Annotated in this window: 15 protein-coding genes; 4 read left to right on the top strand and 11 right to left on the bottom strand. The window is 40.0% G+C overall.

Annotation, left to right across the window (positions count from 1 at the left end; translation table 11 throughout):
* Window positions 1-30: 30 nt before the first annotated feature.
* Entirely contained in the window at window positions 31-462 is a 432-nt protein-coding gene (locus A6K76_RS02800; RefSeq protein ID WP_066461877.1) for a WD40 repeat domain-containing protein, read from the bottom strand.
* A 128-nt stretch (window positions 463-590) separates the two neighbouring features.
* On the opposite strand from A6K76_RS02800, the gene A6K76_RS02795 reads away from it, so the two are divergent.
* The 3 genes from A6K76_RS02795 (at window position 591) to A6K76_RS02780 (ending at window position 3,109) form a co-directional block, all read left to right on the top strand.
* Window positions 591-995 carry a flagellar type III secretion system protein FlhB gene (locus A6K76_RS02795; protein WP_066461876.1) on the top strand — a complete coding sequence of 135 codons (405 nt, stop codon included), beginning with the start codon at window positions 591-593 and terminating at the stop codon, window positions 993-995.
* Window positions 996-1,616: 621 nt separating this feature from the next.
* Window positions 1,617-2,051, top strand: a complete 435-nt coding sequence (locus A6K76_RS02785; RefSeq protein WP_066461874.1) for a type II toxin-antitoxin system HicB family antitoxin — start codon at window positions 1,617-1,619, stop codon at window positions 2,049-2,051.
* 506 nt (window positions 2,052-2,557) lie between these two features.
* The gene (locus tag A6K76_RS02780) at window positions 2,558-3,109 is read left to right on the top strand and encodes a hypothetical protein (RefSeq protein WP_066461873.1); all 552 of its coding nucleotides are present in this window, start codon (window positions 2,558-2,560) and stop codon (window positions 3,107-3,109) included.
* 43 nt (window positions 3,110-3,152) lie between these two features.
* Here A6K76_RS02780 and A6K76_RS02775 read toward each other — a convergent pair whose 3' ends face one another.
* The 10 genes from A6K76_RS02775 to A6K76_RS02730 form a co-directional block, all read right to left on the bottom strand.
* Window positions 3,153-3,908 (bottom strand): SDR family NAD(P)-dependent oxidoreductase, encoded by a 756-nt coding sequence (locus A6K76_RS02775; protein ID WP_066461872.1) that lies wholly within the window; start codon window positions 3,906-3,908, stop codon window positions 3,153-3,155.
* 77 nt (window positions 3,909-3,985) lie between these two features.
* Window positions 3,986-4,399 carry a DUF6188 family protein gene (locus A6K76_RS02770; RefSeq protein ID WP_066461870.1) on the bottom strand — a complete coding sequence of 138 codons (414 nt, stop codon included), beginning with the start codon at window positions 4,397-4,399 and terminating at the stop codon, window positions 3,986-3,988.
* Between the two features lie 104 nt (window positions 4,400-4,503).
* Window positions 4,504-5,193 (bottom strand): YfjL-like protein, encoded by a 690-nt coding sequence (locus tag A6K76_RS02765; protein ID WP_066461864.1) that lies wholly within the window; start codon window positions 5,191-5,193, stop codon window positions 4,504-4,506.
* A gap of 256 nt (window positions 5,194-5,449) precedes the next feature.
* Window positions 5,450-5,875 (bottom strand): hypothetical protein, encoded by a 426-nt coding sequence (locus A6K76_RS02760; RefSeq protein WP_066461862.1) that lies wholly within the window; start codon window positions 5,873-5,875, stop codon window positions 5,450-5,452.
* Window positions 5,872-6,267 carry a hypothetical protein gene (locus tag A6K76_RS02755; protein ID WP_066461860.1) on the bottom strand — a complete coding sequence of 132 codons (396 nt, stop codon included), beginning with the start codon at window positions 6,265-6,267 and terminating at the stop codon, window positions 5,872-5,874. The genes A6K76_RS02760 and A6K76_RS02755 overlap by 4 nt, the downstream gene beginning before the upstream one ends.
* A gap of 271 nt (window positions 6,268-6,538) precedes the next feature.
* Complete coding sequence (ahpF, locus tag A6K76_RS02750) at window positions 6,539-8,095, bottom strand: alkyl hydroperoxide reductase subunit F (RefSeq protein WP_066461857.1); 1,557 nt, start codon at window positions 8,093-8,095, stop codon at window positions 6,539-6,541.
* A gap of 407 nt (window positions 8,096-8,502) precedes the next feature.
* Window positions 8,503-9,066, bottom strand: a complete 564-nt coding sequence (gene ahpC, locus A6K76_RS02745; protein ID WP_066461855.1) for an alkyl hydroperoxide reductase subunit C — start codon at window positions 9,064-9,066, stop codon at window positions 8,503-8,505.
* Window positions 9,067-9,495: 429 nt separating this feature from the next.
* Entirely contained in the window at window positions 9,496-11,580 is a 2,085-nt protein-coding gene (locus A6K76_RS02740; RefSeq protein ID WP_066461853.1) for a methyl-accepting chemotaxis protein, read from the bottom strand.
* 440 nt (window positions 11,581-12,020) lie between these two features.
* A complete protein-coding gene (locus A6K76_RS02735; RefSeq protein WP_066461852.1) occupies window positions 12,021-13,703 on the bottom strand; it encodes a methyl-accepting chemotaxis protein in 1,683 nt (560 codons plus the stop codon).
* 145 nt (window positions 13,704-13,848) lie between these two features.
* Window positions 13,849-15,396: a methyl-accepting chemotaxis protein gene (locus A6K76_RS02730; protein ID WP_066461850.1), complete on the bottom strand. Its 1,548-nt coding sequence runs from the start codon at window positions 15,394-15,396 to the stop codon at window positions 13,849-13,851.
* 99 nt (window positions 15,397-15,495) lie between these two features.
* On the opposite strand from A6K76_RS02730, the gene A6K76_RS02725 reads away from it, so the two are divergent.
* Window positions 15,496-15,963 (top strand): hypothetical protein, encoded by a 468-nt coding sequence (locus A6K76_RS02725; RefSeq protein WP_066461849.1) that lies wholly within the window; start codon window positions 15,496-15,498, stop codon window positions 15,961-15,963.
* Window positions 15,964-16,159: the final 196 nt, after the last annotated feature.

Genomic DNA, 16,159 nt, shown 5'->3' with positions numbered 1-16,159 from the left:
GAAGAAAAAGGATTTAAATCTAAATATTAATCACCTTATATATATGTAATAAAGTGTAACGCCTTCTACGACGTAAATGACATCATCATCGTCATTCAATACGGCATCTGTAAAGCTTCTAGATGGAGAAGCAAATTGATATGTTACTTCACCGCTTTCAAAATGAATCGCTGACAATTGATTGTCTGACAATGCATACAAATAGTATCCTTGCTTATCGAAAAATAACGCTTGATCCGCACCTACATTTTGAAACGTTTGAATTTTTTCTAAAGACTTCGCATGCCAAATCGTCGTCTCATTAGACACACCTGTCGCTAAAAATGCATCATCTGGACTAAACGTAGCACTATTTGAAAACTGTGCCTCACCAATCGTTGGCATAGTTGTCGCATTCACTACATTCGTATTACACGTAGCAATGAGAAGCAACAATAACAAAAACATTTTTGCAAATTTCATGAAACCACCCTTTACCGTTTAATTAATTACCATTATATAACTAAAATTAATCACATTCTATATCCACATATAATAAAAAGGGATTTAACTCAATCGCACAGAATATGTTAAAAAAGGAGGGATTGTACATGACGTTTTCATTAAAACAATTATTAGATGAGCGTACTATGAAAGAAATGGCTGTTCCATCAACAACACAAAAGCAGCATTACCGCGTCACACTTCGTTACGAAAAACATCCAAATGGCAAGCCGATTTATACGCGTATTTGTTACGTGCGTATCGAAGGAATGAATTGTACGTATTTGAAGGAGGAAGAAGTGCGCCCTTTTAGCCGCCGTGACCGCATTACTGCTGACGAAAGCTATTGGGACAAGCCATTATTTAAAGTGTTTTATCGCAAACTATTAAATGATGTGCCAAAGCAAAGTGTGTTTTACTTTGAAGAAACCGTCGATCTGGAGGCGTGGGAACATGCTTGTAAGAAGTTAGGGATTGTTAATGCATTTAAATTATCCGAATTGAATGAATAGTAAATATTTATTTGATTTTAGAATTTACTTGAAATATAATTAGTATTTGGAAACACCAATTTAATATATAATAGGAGGGCTCTCTCATGGCCAATATCAACTACACTCTAGAAGAAACTACTGTATCTATCGTATACGAGCCATACATAGAATATTCGGACGAGAAGTTAGAACAGATACTCTTAGATCACGGTTGGCGTTTGTTCGCCGTATACGATAATGCTCGTAGTTACAAGCACGATTCTAAACCGCCTTGTACATTACAACCGTTGTCTATTGAAAACGTGAAAAAAGTTTTAATTGTTTAACTAAATAGTGTTGAATGGGATTAATGTAGTTCCATTCAACACCTATAGTTAGTTGATAAATATGAGAATAAAATTTGTATTAAATGATGAACTGAACTACTTGTTGAAAAAGCTATATTATTTACATAAATACTAACAATCCTCTAAAAAACATGTAAAAGATTCTTTCCAGTTAACAGTAGCCCTCCTATTATCAAAATTTCATAAGCTATAAAAAACCTCTTTGCATAATCGGAAAGAGGTTTTTATATTGCACACATAAAAAACACGTGTTATGATACGTATAAAGAAGTTTATGAAAGAGGTTTTTATTATGAGTACGAAACTGCCTAACATATACAATTATTTAGCAGTACTTTCATTCCTAGATGACGGGCAAATACATGTACGAATTCCAGATTTTCCAAATGTATTTATTCAAGAAAAAAAAGAAGAAAATGTACTATATAAAGATGCTGAACAAGCATTAGCCTTGCATATTTTTACATTGGAAAGCTTAAATGAACCTTTACCTGTTCCTACATCTCTCAAAGATTTAAGTTTAGAAGAAAATGAAGTTCCTATTTTGTTACGCATAAATATGGCAATTGCTCGCTCAAAAATTAAGCAAGCTTCAGTGAAAAAAACATTAACTATTCCAAAATGGTTAAATGATGCTGCTGAACAAGAAAACATTAATTTTTCACTTGTTTTGCAAAATGCATTAAAAGAACAATTACATCCTGATGATCCTTCTTCATATAATTAGTAACGAAAACTTACAAGCGTGTTGATTATCTATTAACATGCAGCATTTATTTCCAAATGGTTGCTAATAACAGCCGATTCCACTGTATATAAATAGCTAATCAACAGACCTGGAAAACTTACATCTTATATAACCCTTCCGACAATTATTTTTGTTGGAAGGGTTTTTATATTTAAAACATAAGCTTAATTGATCATAGTCGCAAACACGATGTTAGTTATGAAAATTGCCTTCCTCGAACAGTCTCTTTGCATGTTTCCTGCTACAATCATTCAGAAATGATTCCAGTTTTGCTGTTCAAAACAAGCGATTCCACTGTAAAAAAGTAGCTAATCAACAGATTTGATTTTTTTTCGTCTCATGCCTAATAAATTTCAATAAATCATTTGACACGTGCTATTACACGTGTAATAATAAAGGTACAACAAACACGTACTATAACACGTGTTAGATTCTGCACCTAGATATGTATTATTAACTAATCAATCACTCAGGAGGAATTTATCATGTACAAAAATCTATTAGTTTTATCTCAATCTTCATTACTTCAAAAGGAGCTTGTATTACGTAAAAGTGCTACTTCACCTCGCACTATTTATACTGCGCCAAAAGTATTTCCTAAACATAAGATAGATCCGACTAATTATGAAAGGTTTGCTCGCTTAATTGATACTGTCGAAGAAGCATTTAAAACTTCGAGCAATGATTTAAAATTTTTCGCGTTAATTCGTTTAGCTGAAAGTATCATTAACGAATTGCTGAAGGCATATAACATTCCGATGACAACTCCGAATGAAAATGACAATTCGCATAAATGGCTATGTTTTGCAGAGAAAATAGATACGTTTATGAAATTGTCACCGAATCCTAATAAATGTTTAAATGAACTTTTAGAGCTTAGTTATTTATATCAACATGTTCGAAACCCTATTTTTCATGGTGATTTAGAGAAATTTGCTACTTTTGAAAATGTTAAGTCTTTATTGCGTTTAACATTATATTTACTAAGCAATTTCAAAGTAACGCTCATTAAACATAAGACAAAAATTGCAAATTAAAAAAGACCCGCCTTACTGAAAATGTAAGGTGGGTCTTTTTATATTACGGACGCATATTCACGCCGCCGTCAACCATAAACGTTTGACCTGTCATGTATTTGCTGTCTTCTGATGCTAAAAACACAGCTACGCGACCGATGTCTTGCTCTGGGTCACCGAAACGACCTAGTGGCACTTTTGATAACGTATCCTCGTACATATCTGGGAATGCCGCTTTCCATTTTTCTACGCCTTCAGTCATGGCCATTGGTGAGATGATGTTCACCGTTACGCCGTATTGTGCAACCTCGTTCGCCACAACGCGCGTCATGCCACGAATTGCTTCCTTCGCTGCTGCGTATGCTGTTTGCGTTTTTTGACCAGAAATGCCGGCACCTGATGCGAAGTTAATGATGTTACCTTTTGTTTCTTTTAAGTGTGGCAGTGCTGCTTGCATTAAGTAAAACGTCGGGTAGAAGCCTGTGCCAAATGATAAATCGAAGTGCTCTTGCTTCGTTTCTTCAAACATAATTTGGCGTGATACGTGTGCGTTGTTTACAAGCACGTCTAAACGTCCGAACTTCTCTACAGCAAAGTCGACAATTTTATGTAACTCATCGTGCTTCATTAAATCAAATTGTAAAAATTCGCTTTTTGGTGAAAACTCGCGAAGCTCTGCTAATACTTTTGCGCCCGCTTCTTCATTTACGTCAACGATTAATACGTTAGCGCCTTCTTTTACCATCGCTTTTGCCATGCCAGCACCAATCCCGCCAGCACCGCCTGTAATAATGACTGCTTTATTTTGTAGTCTTGACATAAGTTCGCCTCTTTCCATTTATTTGCTTATACTATAGCGTTTTTTTGCTGTATTGTCACGAAAATGCCCTATAAAAATTATTCATTGAAAAATGTTAGCTCCTTGCCAATACCCGCAACGAGTAGTCGAAATTGCTCGTCTGACTTCGCCTCAACGTGCCACCCTTCAAATGAGCCGTTGTCACCGAACAGATAAAGTGTGATGCCTGATTCAAACTGAAGTGATAAATCATTATCGCCGACGATGCACGCCGAAGCAATTTTTTCACGTGCAAGTGCACACAAATGCTCTAAGCGACCGAAATCATCGCGGCGCACAATGCGTTCACCGTTTGCATCTGTCAATATGTATGTACCTTCTAGACGAATCGTAATGTCATCATAGGTGCTATGATCTGTCGATAACATAAGTGCCGGCCACCAAAAATGGAGCGCATCGACCGTTTCACCGACAAGCGTTTCGCGTAAAAATAGGTTAATGTCCTGATCCAATATGTCCAACCTCCTTATGATGAGTATAGGAGTGATTCGACTACAAAACAACAGGCGTTTATCTCATAAAAAAGCACGACTACAAAACGTAGCCGCACTTGTCGTTATTTTATACTATTTAATTGTTTCGTAGTTGGTGTAAACACAGTTGTGTATGCGACTTCTGAATGCGTGTCGCTGCCGCTTCGTACGTCGCGTCGTGCATAAACGGCCGCCTCTGTATACGTTAAGCCATTTGCATTTAACAGTTGCTGAATGTTTGTCGCTTGCTGTAAAAAGGCTTCTTCGCTTTGTTTCGTGTACGCTAGCTCAATATCGACAACGATGCGCAATTCGTCACTAAGCGTTGGCTTCCATACAGCTGTATTATCAGCAAGGTCTTTAAACACGTATGCGCTATAATACGCTGATTCGACTGGCACATTCGCTCGCTTTAGCTGCTCATGAAGCCATGCTGTGCCACTATTTGTGAAGGCGGCTGTTTGTGCCTCGTGAAGCGCGCTATAATCAACATCTGTATAAATGCGTTCTTGTAACACGATTGCACCGCGAATTGAAAATGAGTATTCTCTTTTATCAATTGTGTAATACGTGTAATAGCTAGCGTCTTTAAAATTAAAGCCACTCGCATCTCCTTTAGTAATATCGCTACCCGCATACGTCGTCATAACGTATTCCTCAATTTTTTTCATCGCCATTGATTTCGTAATAAAATTACCATTAAACGACACGTAAAGAAATAGCACAAGCATACAAACAATGACTGCAAGTGAAATGAACAAGTTGCGCTTCATCGTCCTTCCTCCTTTGAACATACTCTTTTTCATAATGATGACACGACTGCACTACGTATTGCAAATATACTATGCATCATACCGCAAATAATGCGATCGTAATATAGCTTTTTCATTTCATGCACCGCCTAATACGAAAAGCACAAACTAGATCGTAAATAATTATGATTGCCAAAGCGATTCAATAAAATGATGCATTCGTTACAAAAAATATTTTTTATGAGCCTGAAAAAAGCCGTGCTACATGTAACACAGCTCATTGCACTTCAATTACAAACACGTACGATATATCACCGTACGACACGTTACCGTCCAGCCACGATGCTCGGTAATTATACGTATATTTCCCTCGTTCAATCGGCGCTGTCATTTGCCCATGTTCGAGTGGCACGATTTGGACGTCATTTCCGTTTACCCGTGATACATCGATATTCGTTGGCGGCTCTTCTCCTTCAAGCTGTATGCTAAGCGGCTCCCCGCTGCTTACAATGATGGGCTCAGCGTGTTGTAGCTGTTCGTCTGGGCTCACTTTATCGACGCACACTTCGTCCCAGCAATACGTGCCGATCGATGTGTCATACGTTTTCCCTCCGACGATGACGTGCGCTTGTGGCAAGTCGTCCTCGCTTACTGTATGCGAGCAGCCTGCGAGTAAAAGTGCTGCACATAACCATTTTTTCATAATGCATCACCTGTAAGTACCGCCATATCAATCGCCCCGTTTTGTGCCTCATAAAAGAACCCTTCATAGCGAATTTGTTTCTCGTTGTTGACGATGAACTGCTGTACTTCTTCACCAGAAGCGGTGTAATACGTCACATCATAGCTGTAGCCAATATATCCGATCGATACACCTGTTTTCAAAAACTCGATATCGTTAAGCATCGTCACAATACGCTCAATTTGTGCTTCGCTCGTAATAATTGTTTCGGTGCCGTCATTGCCGTCAAACACGCGAATTTTCACAATGTCATCGTCCGTTGCCGTCACGTTTGTCGGTACAAAAAAGTGAAACGCGAGCATTGCTGTTAAAAAAATGATGACACCTAGTACTGGTAGTGCAATTTTTTTCATGTTGCCACTCCCTTTCCGTTATCTCTTTATTACGACAGCATCGCATAAAACTCCTGCTTTCCTCTATGAAACGCATCATTGTGACGATTTGTTACAACGTTCATGATGAGTCATTCAATTGGCAGATGCGTATGGTCGTTCGCTTTGTCTCTGCGATTACTCGTCACACATCAATTCCTAAAGATCGACTTACAGGGCATTTGAACAATCAGCTAAGTACGATTGAATAGAAAAACGCGAAAGCAAGGTTTCCCCTACTTTCGCGTTTCCATTATGCTTCGACTAACTCACGCACTGGTGCTTGGCGAATCATGTAGTCAAATGCGCCAAGTGCTGCTGTTGCCCCTGCACCCATTGAAATGATGATTTGCTTGTACACTGTGTTCGTGCAGTCACCTGCTGCGAATACGCCTGGCATGCTCGTTGCACCGTGACCGTCGATGATGATTTCACCGTGACCGTTTAATTCAAGTGAACCTTCAACGAATTCCGTGTTCGGTAATAAACCGATTTGTACGAATACACCTTCAAGTGCGATGTGATGCTCGATGTTCGTTAATGCATCGATGTACGTTAAGCCGTTTACTTTGTTCGTACCTGTAATTTCTTTCGTTAATGCGTTCGTAATCACCGTTACGTTCGGTAAGCTACGTACGCGTTCTTGTAATACTTGGTCAGCTTTTAACTCGCCGCTACGTTGGATTAATGTTACGTGCTTTACAACACCTGCTAAGTCGATTGCCGCTTCAACACCTGAGTTACCGCCACCAATGACCGCAACATCTTTTCCTTTGAAAATTGGACCGTCACAATGTGGGCAATACGCAACCCCTTTGTTTTTGAATTCCACTTCACCTGGAACACCTAGCTGACGGTAGCGTGCACCTGTTGCCACGATTACCGATTTCCCTTGTAATACCGCACCATTTTCAAGTGTTACTTCAACAAGCTCTTTTTTCTCGATGCGAGCTGCGCGTTGTGATTTGAAAATGTCTACTGGGTAATCCAGTACATGTGCTTCTAAGCTTGATACGAATGCTGGACCTTCTGTTGCTTTCGTACCGATAATGTTTTCGATTGCTAATGTGTCGTTGACTTGACCACCGAAGCGCTCTGCTACGATCCCTGTACGAATGCCTTTACGTGCTGCATAAATTGCCGCTGCTGCACCTGCTGGACCGCCGCCGACAACGAGCACGTCAAACGGTTCAATGCCTTCAAACTCCGAGCCGTCTGATACTTCGCCAAGCTTCGTTAAAATGTCCTCAAGCTCCATACGTCCACCGCCGAAGTTTTCGCCGTTTAAGAACACAGTTGGCACCGCCATAATATCGCGCGCTTGAATTTCATTTTGGAACGTACCGCCTTCAACCATCGTGTGCGTCACGTTCGGGTTTAATACGGCCATAATGTTTAAAGCCTGCACAACGTCTGGGCAGTTATGGCACGTTAAACTTACGTACGTTTCGAATACTAACGGCTTTTTAATCGCTTGAATGCGGTCGATTGTCGCTTTTTCTACTTTTGGTGCACGACCTGATACTTGTAGTAATGCAAGGACAAGTGATGTGAACTCGTGACCTAGTGGCAAGCCTGCGAAAATAACACCTGAATCCGCTTCACCTGCTTTGTTTACCGAGAAGCTCGGTGTGCGCTCTAACGCTGCTTCCTCGCTTGTGATACGTGTTGAAAGGTTCGTTAGCTCGTTTACTAACGCTAAAATATCTTGTGATGCTTTGTCGTCTGCAACGCTATATTTAATGACTAAGTCGCCCTCGAGCATTGCTAAGTATTGTTTTAATTGGTCTTTAATTGCTTGATCTAGCATGGTAGTTCCTCCTAAATAAATGTTTTTGTGCATGTCGCTACGCTAGTTTATGAGCATTGCGCGTATGGCGGCTCGCTTTCCTTAGGCGTGGGGGCTATAGTTCTGAAGGCAGTGCCACATAGACGTGGCGCTTACTGCCTTCCTTGAGCCTCCTCGCTACGCTGTGGGGTCTCACCACAAGGAGTCTCGCCGCATGCTCACTGCTCTTACAGTTGAAAACTTAATTCAGCTTCCGTGCTATATCAAAAGCGTATCAACATAGCTGAAATTTGTCGGGCGAGCCGCAACACGCTTCCTGCCACAACACGTCCGATTAAATCGAAAACAAGGGGCGTTCTAGACATGTCCAGAAGCCCCCCGTGATGTGCTAAGTTGTTAGCGATGTTCTATTATTCAAACGGTGAATATTAAAGTTTACCAACTAGGTCAAGGCTTGGCTTTAATGTATCAGCGCCTTCTTCCCATTTCGCTGGGCAAACTTCACCTGGATTGTTGCGTACGTATTGTGCAGCTTTTACTTTGTTTACTAAAGTAGAAGCGTCACGACCGATGCCGCCTGCGTTAATTTCGATAGCTTGTACAATACCGTCTGGATCGATGATGAATGTACCACGCTCAGCTAAACCGTCTTCTTCGATTAATACGTCAAACGCGCGAGAAATTTGGTGAGATGGGTCACCGATCATAATGTACTCGATTTTGCCGATTGCTGGTGAAGAATCGTGCCATGCTTTATGTGTGAAGTGTGTGTCAGTTGATACTGAGTAAACTTCTACACCTAAAGATTTTAATGTTGCGTATTCGTTTTGTAAGTCTTCTAATTCAGTTGGGCATACGAAAGTGAAGTCTGCTGGGTAGAAGCATACTACTGACCATTGTCCTTTGAAGTTTTCTGAAGATACGTCGATGAACTCGCCTTGTTGGAAAGCTTTTGCTTGGAACGGTGCGATTTCTTTACCGATTAATGCCATGATTTATTTCCCCTATTCTGTCTCTAGTTTATAGATATGTATTTCAGTTTAAATTATGCTTAATTTTACCTATGCTTTCAATGCAAAATGCGTAAACGAGAATTTTTCGTAAATAATAACAATTTTTATTAACGTCGTCAGTTTTATTCACTTATTAACTCATGAACTGCTAGAAAGAGGGAAATTCATAAGGCCAAAAGTATAATATCTAAACGTAACATTATCGAAAATACAAAATATACATAGGAAAAATACACTTGCACGTAAAAACAATATTACTTTAAAATAAAATAAAGCCATTTTTTCATACATAGAAAGATTCATTTTCATTATTATGCACATCATACATTTTTACTTTTCTTACATGCAATTCTCAATTACGTTTAAGAAAAAACGGGCATGATGCATCATGCACCATGCCCGTTCGTATTAACTTTTAAACTGCCCAATCACTTTGTTCAACTGATTGCTCACTTCCTCTAACGTGCGGCTCGCTTCTGAAATTTCAGATGTCGACGCGAGTGTTTGTTCAGACACGGCGCTAACGTTTAGTAACGTCGCATTCACTTGATCGACGTGCTCTTTCACTTCTTGAATTGCGGCTAAACCACGCTCGGATTCGTCAACCATCGCTGCAATGGACGTTGAAATTTCTTGTACTTCCGCGTTCGCGTGCTGTGAAATGATGCCGATTTCTTTAAACGTTTCAGTGCCAGCTGTAATGAGCTCCATGCCGACTGCTACTTCTTTATGACCATTTTCCATATAGACGAGCGCTTTGCCCATAACGTTTTCCATGCGGTGAATTTTCACGGAAATTTGATCAATCGATTCGCTTACTTGATCAGAGAGCTTACGAACTTCCTCGGCTACGACTGCGAATCCTTTGCCCGCCTCACCTGCACGCGCTGTTTCAATCGAAGCGTTTAGTGCAAGCAAGTTTGTCTGATCCGCAATTGAGCGAATGACGTCCACAATTTGTGAAATTTCATGTGACTCGGTGTTTAACAATTGCATTACATCATTTAAGCTGGATACGTTCGTTGAGATTTCGTGCATTTGCTTATGAATTTGAATGAATGATGAGCTCGCTTCCTCTGAAATTTGCTCGGTCTTCTCGGTAATTTTTGAAATTTCAGTCGCGCTATTTGAAATCGTTTGTAACCCGCTCGTTACATGTTCAACTACGTTCGTCGTCACATGCATTTGCTCATTGATCAACGTAGTACTTTCAGTTGTTTCATTAATCGTTAGCGCAACATCGTGTGAAGCATCGTTAATTTGCTCGGTTTGTGCACTAAGCGATTGCGTATGCTTTAACACCTCATCTGACGAATGTTTCGTTTCTTTAACGATGTGCTGCACGTTGTTTAAAAAACCGTTCATATGTGTCGTTAAATCTTTCACTTCAAACGATGCTTTCGTGTCGATACGCTTCGTCAAATCTCCTTCGCCTTGGTGAATGTCTTTCATACGGTTAGCTACTTCGATAATTGGTCGGATAATTTTCTTCATTAAATATGCAGTGAACATAACGACTAAAATCGTTAATATAATGGCTACAATGCCATTTGCACTCGCTAAACGATTGACCGCTGCAAATGTCGCCTCTTTCTGCTGCACTGTAATGACTGCCCAGTTCGTACCGTCCGCTAGCTCAACTGGTGCGTAGCCGCTAATGACATCCTCGTTATTATAGCTCGCATATTGCGTGACGCCATGCTCGCCATTTAACGCACCTTTCGTAATCGTATATAGCTCCTTTGGTACTTCGATTGGCTGTTCCTCTGTTAGTTGATTGCCTTCTGCGTCTACTTGTACGTTACCATTTGCATCGCGCAACAGTACTGTTTTCGTTCCCGTTATGTAGTTGAATAGTTCCTCTACGTACATTGCATCTGGATGCGCTACAATTTTTCCTTCCGTATCGAGTAAGTACGCATATGTCGCGTCCTGCTTCGTTGCATATTGGTCAACAATTTCTTGCAGACGACTTAGCTGAATATCTGCCCCTAAAAAGCCGACCATTTCTCCGTTATTTTCAATCGGGAAATACATCGATACGACCGGTACGTTACCGCTAACCGAATAATATGTAGGGCTAATAAATGGGGCGCGCTCGTTCATCATTTGCTCATAATACCAGCGATCGCCGCGGAAGCCGAGTTCACCGCTTGAACGCGCAACTTGCATGCCCGTCATATCTTGAATATAAAACAAATCAAAATGTGGATTTTCGGCAATGACTTGCTTTAAGCGCTCAGTTTGTAGTACTCGGTCCATGGACGTAATGCTTGGATCTGTCGCTAACATTTCAGTTACTTTGTATGATTGCTGAATGTTTGAGGCGATGTTGTCTGCTAGCGTTTCCGCAAACGTTTTATTCGTTTGTTCAGCTGATTCGTTCACCTCTTTTGAAAACACCGTGTAATTTAGTATAACAATTAACACGACAGGAATAATTGTGAGCGCTAAAAGTGACACCCATAAATAACTTTTTAGTGACCGAAACATCACTATTCCACCTCTCTGTTTTATGTACATTTCTTCGCTTATCTATAGCAGGCTGACAAGACACCCCTCCTATATTACCATAAAAGTATGAATTTTTAGTTTATTTAATACACATTTACTCCTAAAATTATGCTTGCACATCATTAAATGCTCAAAAAAAAACTAGAACACAAGAAAAATTTCACAGTGTTCTAGTTTATAGTTTCACATTATGCATTAAGTCCTATATTAGGCGTATTGATTAACATTTCTTATACAGTTAAACGGCTGTTTTAAGTATAAAATCCGAATAAAAGGCTCTGTCGTCATGACAAGACGCGCACAGTGAGGCTCCTTGAGAAAAAGCGAAAATGATTGTTGCCTCGAATAATCGCAGAGGCAACGCGAGCCATAATACGCGCTTGGTCAATTACTGCTGTATGAACAGGCGCGGATCTTGGTTAAACTTTAAAATGATTTAGCTCTCGCTGTAAATCAGTAGCGCTCGTCGCAAGCAATGTCGCTACACCGTTTACTTGCTGCATCGCGTCGCCTTGCTCCTCCATCGACACCGCAACGTTTTTCATATTGCTAGCTGTCGTTGCTGCGCTTTGTGATAAATGATGTACAGAACTTGATACTTTTTGCGTTTGTACGTGCAATTGCTCAACGGTTGCCGACACATTTTCAATTTGATTTGTCATATGATCGACTGCGTTCGTAATATCTGTAAATGAAGTGCCTGCCTCGCCAATGATGGCTACTCCTTCTTGTACAGAAAAGATTGCACCGTCCACTGCGTTTACAACGTCATGCGTCTCTTTATGAATTTCGCTCGTTAATTCGGAAATAGCCGTTGCTGATATTTTTGACTGCTCAGCTAGCTTACGTACTTCATCGGCTACAACCGCGAATCCTTTGCCATTTTCCCCTGCACGTGCCGCTTCGATTGAGGCATTGAGCGCAAGTAAATTTGTCTGGTCGGTAATCGCATTGATTGTATCTGCCATCGTTTCGATTTCCTCCGTTTGCTTCGTTAACTTGCGTACGAGCTCGTTTACAAGTGTTGTTGACTGTTCAATCGTGATCATTTGTTGCTGCGCTTTCGTAATGATTGTTGAACCGTTTATCGCGATCGTTCCAGCATTGCGTGACGCGACATGCAATGACTGTGATGCATCTGTAATGTTTTTTACACCATTTGCTGCTTCATCCATAACGTATGTGCTATCAAGTGCAGCATGTTCAGCAATTTGAGCCGTTTTTGCTGTCACACTCATTTGGCTCGTCATTTCCTCCGTTGAAGCGCTCACTTCTTCAATACTTGCAGCTAGCTGTTCGGCTGCTGCACTAAGCTGCTCGGAGTTTTGCTGAACGCTTTGTAGCAACTGGTTTAAGTTAGCTTTCATACTATTGAATACGTTCGCAAGGTCACCAATTTCATCTTTTTGTTTTAACTGTATGTCAGGCTGAGATACATCACCTTCTACAATATGCTTAGCACTTTTATATAAAATTTGTAACGGCTGCGTCACGGTACGTTTAATTAATACAATTAAGCATATTGTAATGATCAACGACACAAATAATGCGAGCAGTAAACTCCATTTTGAACTTCCAAGTGCTTGCTCATTTGATTCCTTTGCCATTTGCAAGCCGATTTGCTGACCTTCTTTTATTTCATCTGCTATTTGAGATAACGCCGCGTTCGCCTCATCTAGTGGATCGTTAATGTAGTTTAACGCTTCCTCGTTATTTCCCGCTTCAATTGCCGTAATCGCCTTTCGAAGCGCTACATTAAACTGCTCATTAAAGCGCTCGAGCTGTTCCACACTTTCCATCGACTGCGCGCTTGATGTCGCACGATACGTTTCGATATTTTCATGTAATTGTGTCGCAAACACTTCAAGTTGTTTTAAATTTTCATCCGTACGCTCTAAAAAGTACGCACGTAAAAACAACCCTTGCTGCGCGATGTCATAACGAATTTCCTCCGCTAACAAAATACGCTCTACTCGATGGTCAAATGCTTGTGTTTGCACCTCTTCAATGCGCTGCAAATTCCCAAAGTTTAAAATGGTCGTTAAAATGATAACCGCAATAATTAAATAAAATGCCGCACTTAATTTCGTGCCGATTTTCATACTGTATTTCATCCTTTCATTCCACTAGTTTTATAGCAAATGATCAAAATCCTCATTTATTATGACATGCTATAACGTACTTGACTAAAAAATGATCGGTTGTTCTAGGGTGTATGTTATTCAAAGATGTTTCACGAACTTATCGTTAATCAAGCTTTAACACATCTTCTTCGTCTTGCATTAACGTATTTAAGCGCTCCACAATTTCATATAAGTAGCTCGTCACTTGCTCAAGCACTTCAATGTTATGCAGCTGGCGATCCGATGTCGTAGATGCTTTATCAGACACTTCGAGCAATTCTGCATTCGCAAGCAATACCGTTTCAAACATCGTATTCATTTCTGTCGTCATCGTAACAGCTGTGTGAATAATAGATGTAATCCATTCTGTCTCACTTTCCATACTTTTGGCTTGTGTAACAATACGCTCAAACATTTCCTCTGTTTGGCGCATCATTTCGTTGCCTTTTTGCACTTCAGTACGACTTTGCATCGTCGTTTGCTGTATGAGCTCAATTTTGTCGTGAATTTCATGAATGAGCTCAAAAATATGCTTCGTTGATTGTTGTGAGTGCTGCGCAAGCTTCTGTACTTCGGATGCAACAACTTGGAAGCCTTTACCGTATTCACCTGCTCGTGCTGCTTCAATCGAGGCATTCAGTGCAAGCAAGCGCGTTTGCTCACTAATTCGGGCAATATCATTCGCTTCATACGAAATGTTTTTAGAATCCTCAACAACATTTTCCACTAGCTGATGTAAATCATACAATGACTGCTCGATTCTATGCTGCTGCATCGTCACATGATCTAATGTTGTCACACCTTCAATTGCCATTTTTGTCGTAAATTGCGCTTCATTCGCGATTAGCTGTGTAATACGCTCCACTTCATTCATTTGACAATCTAATTGATTCCCTGTTTTGCTTGCTGCCGTTACAAGCTCCGTCGTTTCGTTCACTTGTGCTCTCGTTTGCTCAATAACTGCTGCAATGCCAGCGCTCGCACTCGATACGCGTTCTGTTTGTTGCTGAAGTTGTGTCGCATCGGTATATACGTGCTGACTTGCTTTTTTCACTTCACGTAGTAACTCTTGAATTTTCTCTTCATTCTGCTTTTCCACCTTCGCATATTCCAAATCGGTTCTTTTCGTTTGATTGATCATAACCGTTGCCGCAATCGTAATGCCAATTAAAAATATTGCGTGAATAAGCAATAATAAAAAGCTATATGTTGTGCTGCCACACAATAGCTCTGGGAAAAATAGATAACCACCAATGTGCTGTGTTAAAAAAATACTTGACGCAATTAGCACGAGCTTTCTACGTTGGAACATCGTAATCAATGCCATGACAACAAAGATTGAAAAGTGATATTCTATTAAACCGCTGCCCGCCGCAATCGTCGCAATACTTGTCATCGTTAACGTTAGCGTAATTAATAATGGTAATCGTTTATTTGCAGGTTTTTTGTAATACATAACGATTCCTATTCCTTGTAATACCGTTATGAATAGCATTAGCATTAATACAATGTATGTTGCTGTCGTTGTCATAAGCTGTCCGTTTCGATACATCACTTCTGCTTGTAGAAAGCCTAAATAGCGATGAAGTAAGAAGACTAGCCATGCAAGTACAACTAACACTGACGAGAAATGCAGTAGCAATTTATTTTGCAATAGTTTCTTCTCCGTCATAGTAACCTCCTACACTTTGCTTTATAATAAATTGAGTTCTATGTACCTATAATTATATACTATCATTCTCACAGATTTCTCAAATAAACGGAGGATATTATGGTTTGTTCAAAAAAAAAAGCGGCAATTGTCCTTATTTTTCCGATATTATTTATTTTTTTAGCATCTTTCATGTACGAAAAACAGTTCATCCAACCTACTTTCATTGAAGGAAAGATCCAAATTGTTGATAAACAGAACTATATTACTAAAATACCGTTCGTAGAAACAAACATCCATTCCACTAACGAACTTAACGTCATGACGTTGCCTAACGTTTTAAACGAAACAACAAAGCAATTGTTTACGATGCGCATTTCGCTACCGAAAGCAGACGAAATATATAGTCTTCAGTTAAGAGGGCTTACTGGTACTTGTCTTTCATTGAAAATGCCAGCTAACAACAACAGAGAAAATGATGGAGTAGTTTGTCAGATCCACGAAAAAATCAACATTTGCACAAAGAAAAGAGGAATGATAGAATACTCTATAGACAAAGAAAAAGGACTTAGAGATTGCAGTCTCTAAGCCCTTCGTATATTCAAGTCCTCACAGAATTGAATCACAACCAATGATTTCATTCTATCAGAGGAACATTCTTACTGTCAATATTGATACAGTAGATTAATGTTCCAAAGAGTGAGGCGGAGGGACCAATGCCACAAAACCTCCTTAAACAACAGGAAAGGTTATGACTTAGCCGCCGCACATAATTAAGTCTAGC

The organism is Caryophanon latum (assembly GCF_001700325.1).
GTDB lineage: Bacteria > Bacillota > Bacilli > Bacillales_A > Planococcaceae > Caryophanon > Caryophanon latum.
The sequence above is the reverse complement of the archived record's forward strand: the minus strand, read 5'-3'. Positions and strand labels throughout refer to the sequence as shown.

What these genes read in the sequence shown, in the direction of transcription:
- A6K76_RS02800 (WP_066461877.1), bottom strand. Translation starts at nt 462, where the DNA reads ATGAAATTTGCAAAAATGTTTTTGTTATTGTTGCTTCTCATTGCTACG.
- A6K76_RS02765 (WP_066461864.1), bottom strand. Translation starts at nt 5,193, where the DNA reads ATGAAGCGCAACTTGTTCATTTCACTTGCAGTCATTGTTTGTATGCTT.
- ahpC (WP_066461855.1), bottom strand. Translation starts at nt 9,066, where the DNA reads ATGGCATTAATCGGTAAAGAAATCGCACCGTTCCAAGCAAAAGCTTTC.
- A6K76_RS02730 (WP_066461850.1), bottom strand. Translation starts at nt 15,396, where the DNA reads ATGACGGAGAAGAAACTATTGCAAAATAAATTGCTACTGCATTTCTCG.
- A6K76_RS02795 (WP_066461876.1), top strand. Translation starts at nt 591, where the DNA reads ATGACGTTTTCATTAAAACAATTATTAGATGAGCGTACTATGAAAGAA.
- A6K76_RS02760 (WP_066461862.1), bottom strand. Translation starts at nt 5,875, where the DNA reads ATGAAAAAATGGTTATGTGCAGCACTTTTACTCGCAGGCTGCTCGCAT.
- A6K76_RS02785 (WP_066461874.1), top strand. Translation starts at nt 1,617, where the DNA reads ATGAGTACGAAACTGCCTAACATATACAATTATTTAGCAGTACTTTCA.
- A6K76_RS02775 (WP_066461872.1), bottom strand. Translation starts at nt 3,908, where the DNA reads ATGTCAAGACTACAAAATAAAGCAGTCATTATTACAGGCGGTGCTGGC.
- ahpF (WP_066461857.1), bottom strand. Translation starts at nt 8,095, where the DNA reads ATGCTAGATCAAGCAATTAAAGACCAATTAAAACAATACTTAGCAATG.
- A6K76_RS02735 (WP_066461852.1), bottom strand. Translation starts at nt 13,703, where the DNA reads ATGAAAATCGGCACGAAATTAAGTGCGGCATTTTATTTAATTATTGCG.
- A6K76_RS02725 (WP_066461849.1), top strand. Translation starts at nt 15,496, where the DNA reads ATGGTTTGTTCAAAAAAAAAAGCGGCAATTGTCCTTATTTTTCCGATA.
- A6K76_RS02780 (WP_066461873.1), top strand. Translation starts at nt 2,558, where the DNA reads ATGTACAAAAATCTATTAGTTTTATCTCAATCTTCATTACTTCAAAAG.
- A6K76_RS02755 (WP_066461860.1), bottom strand. Translation starts at nt 6,267, where the DNA reads ATGAAAAAAATTGCACTACCAGTACTAGGTGTCATCATTTTTTTAACA.
- A6K76_RS02740 (WP_066461853.1), bottom strand. Translation starts at nt 11,580, where the DNA reads ATGTTTCGGTCACTAAAAAGTTATTTATGGGTGTCACTTTTAGCGCTC.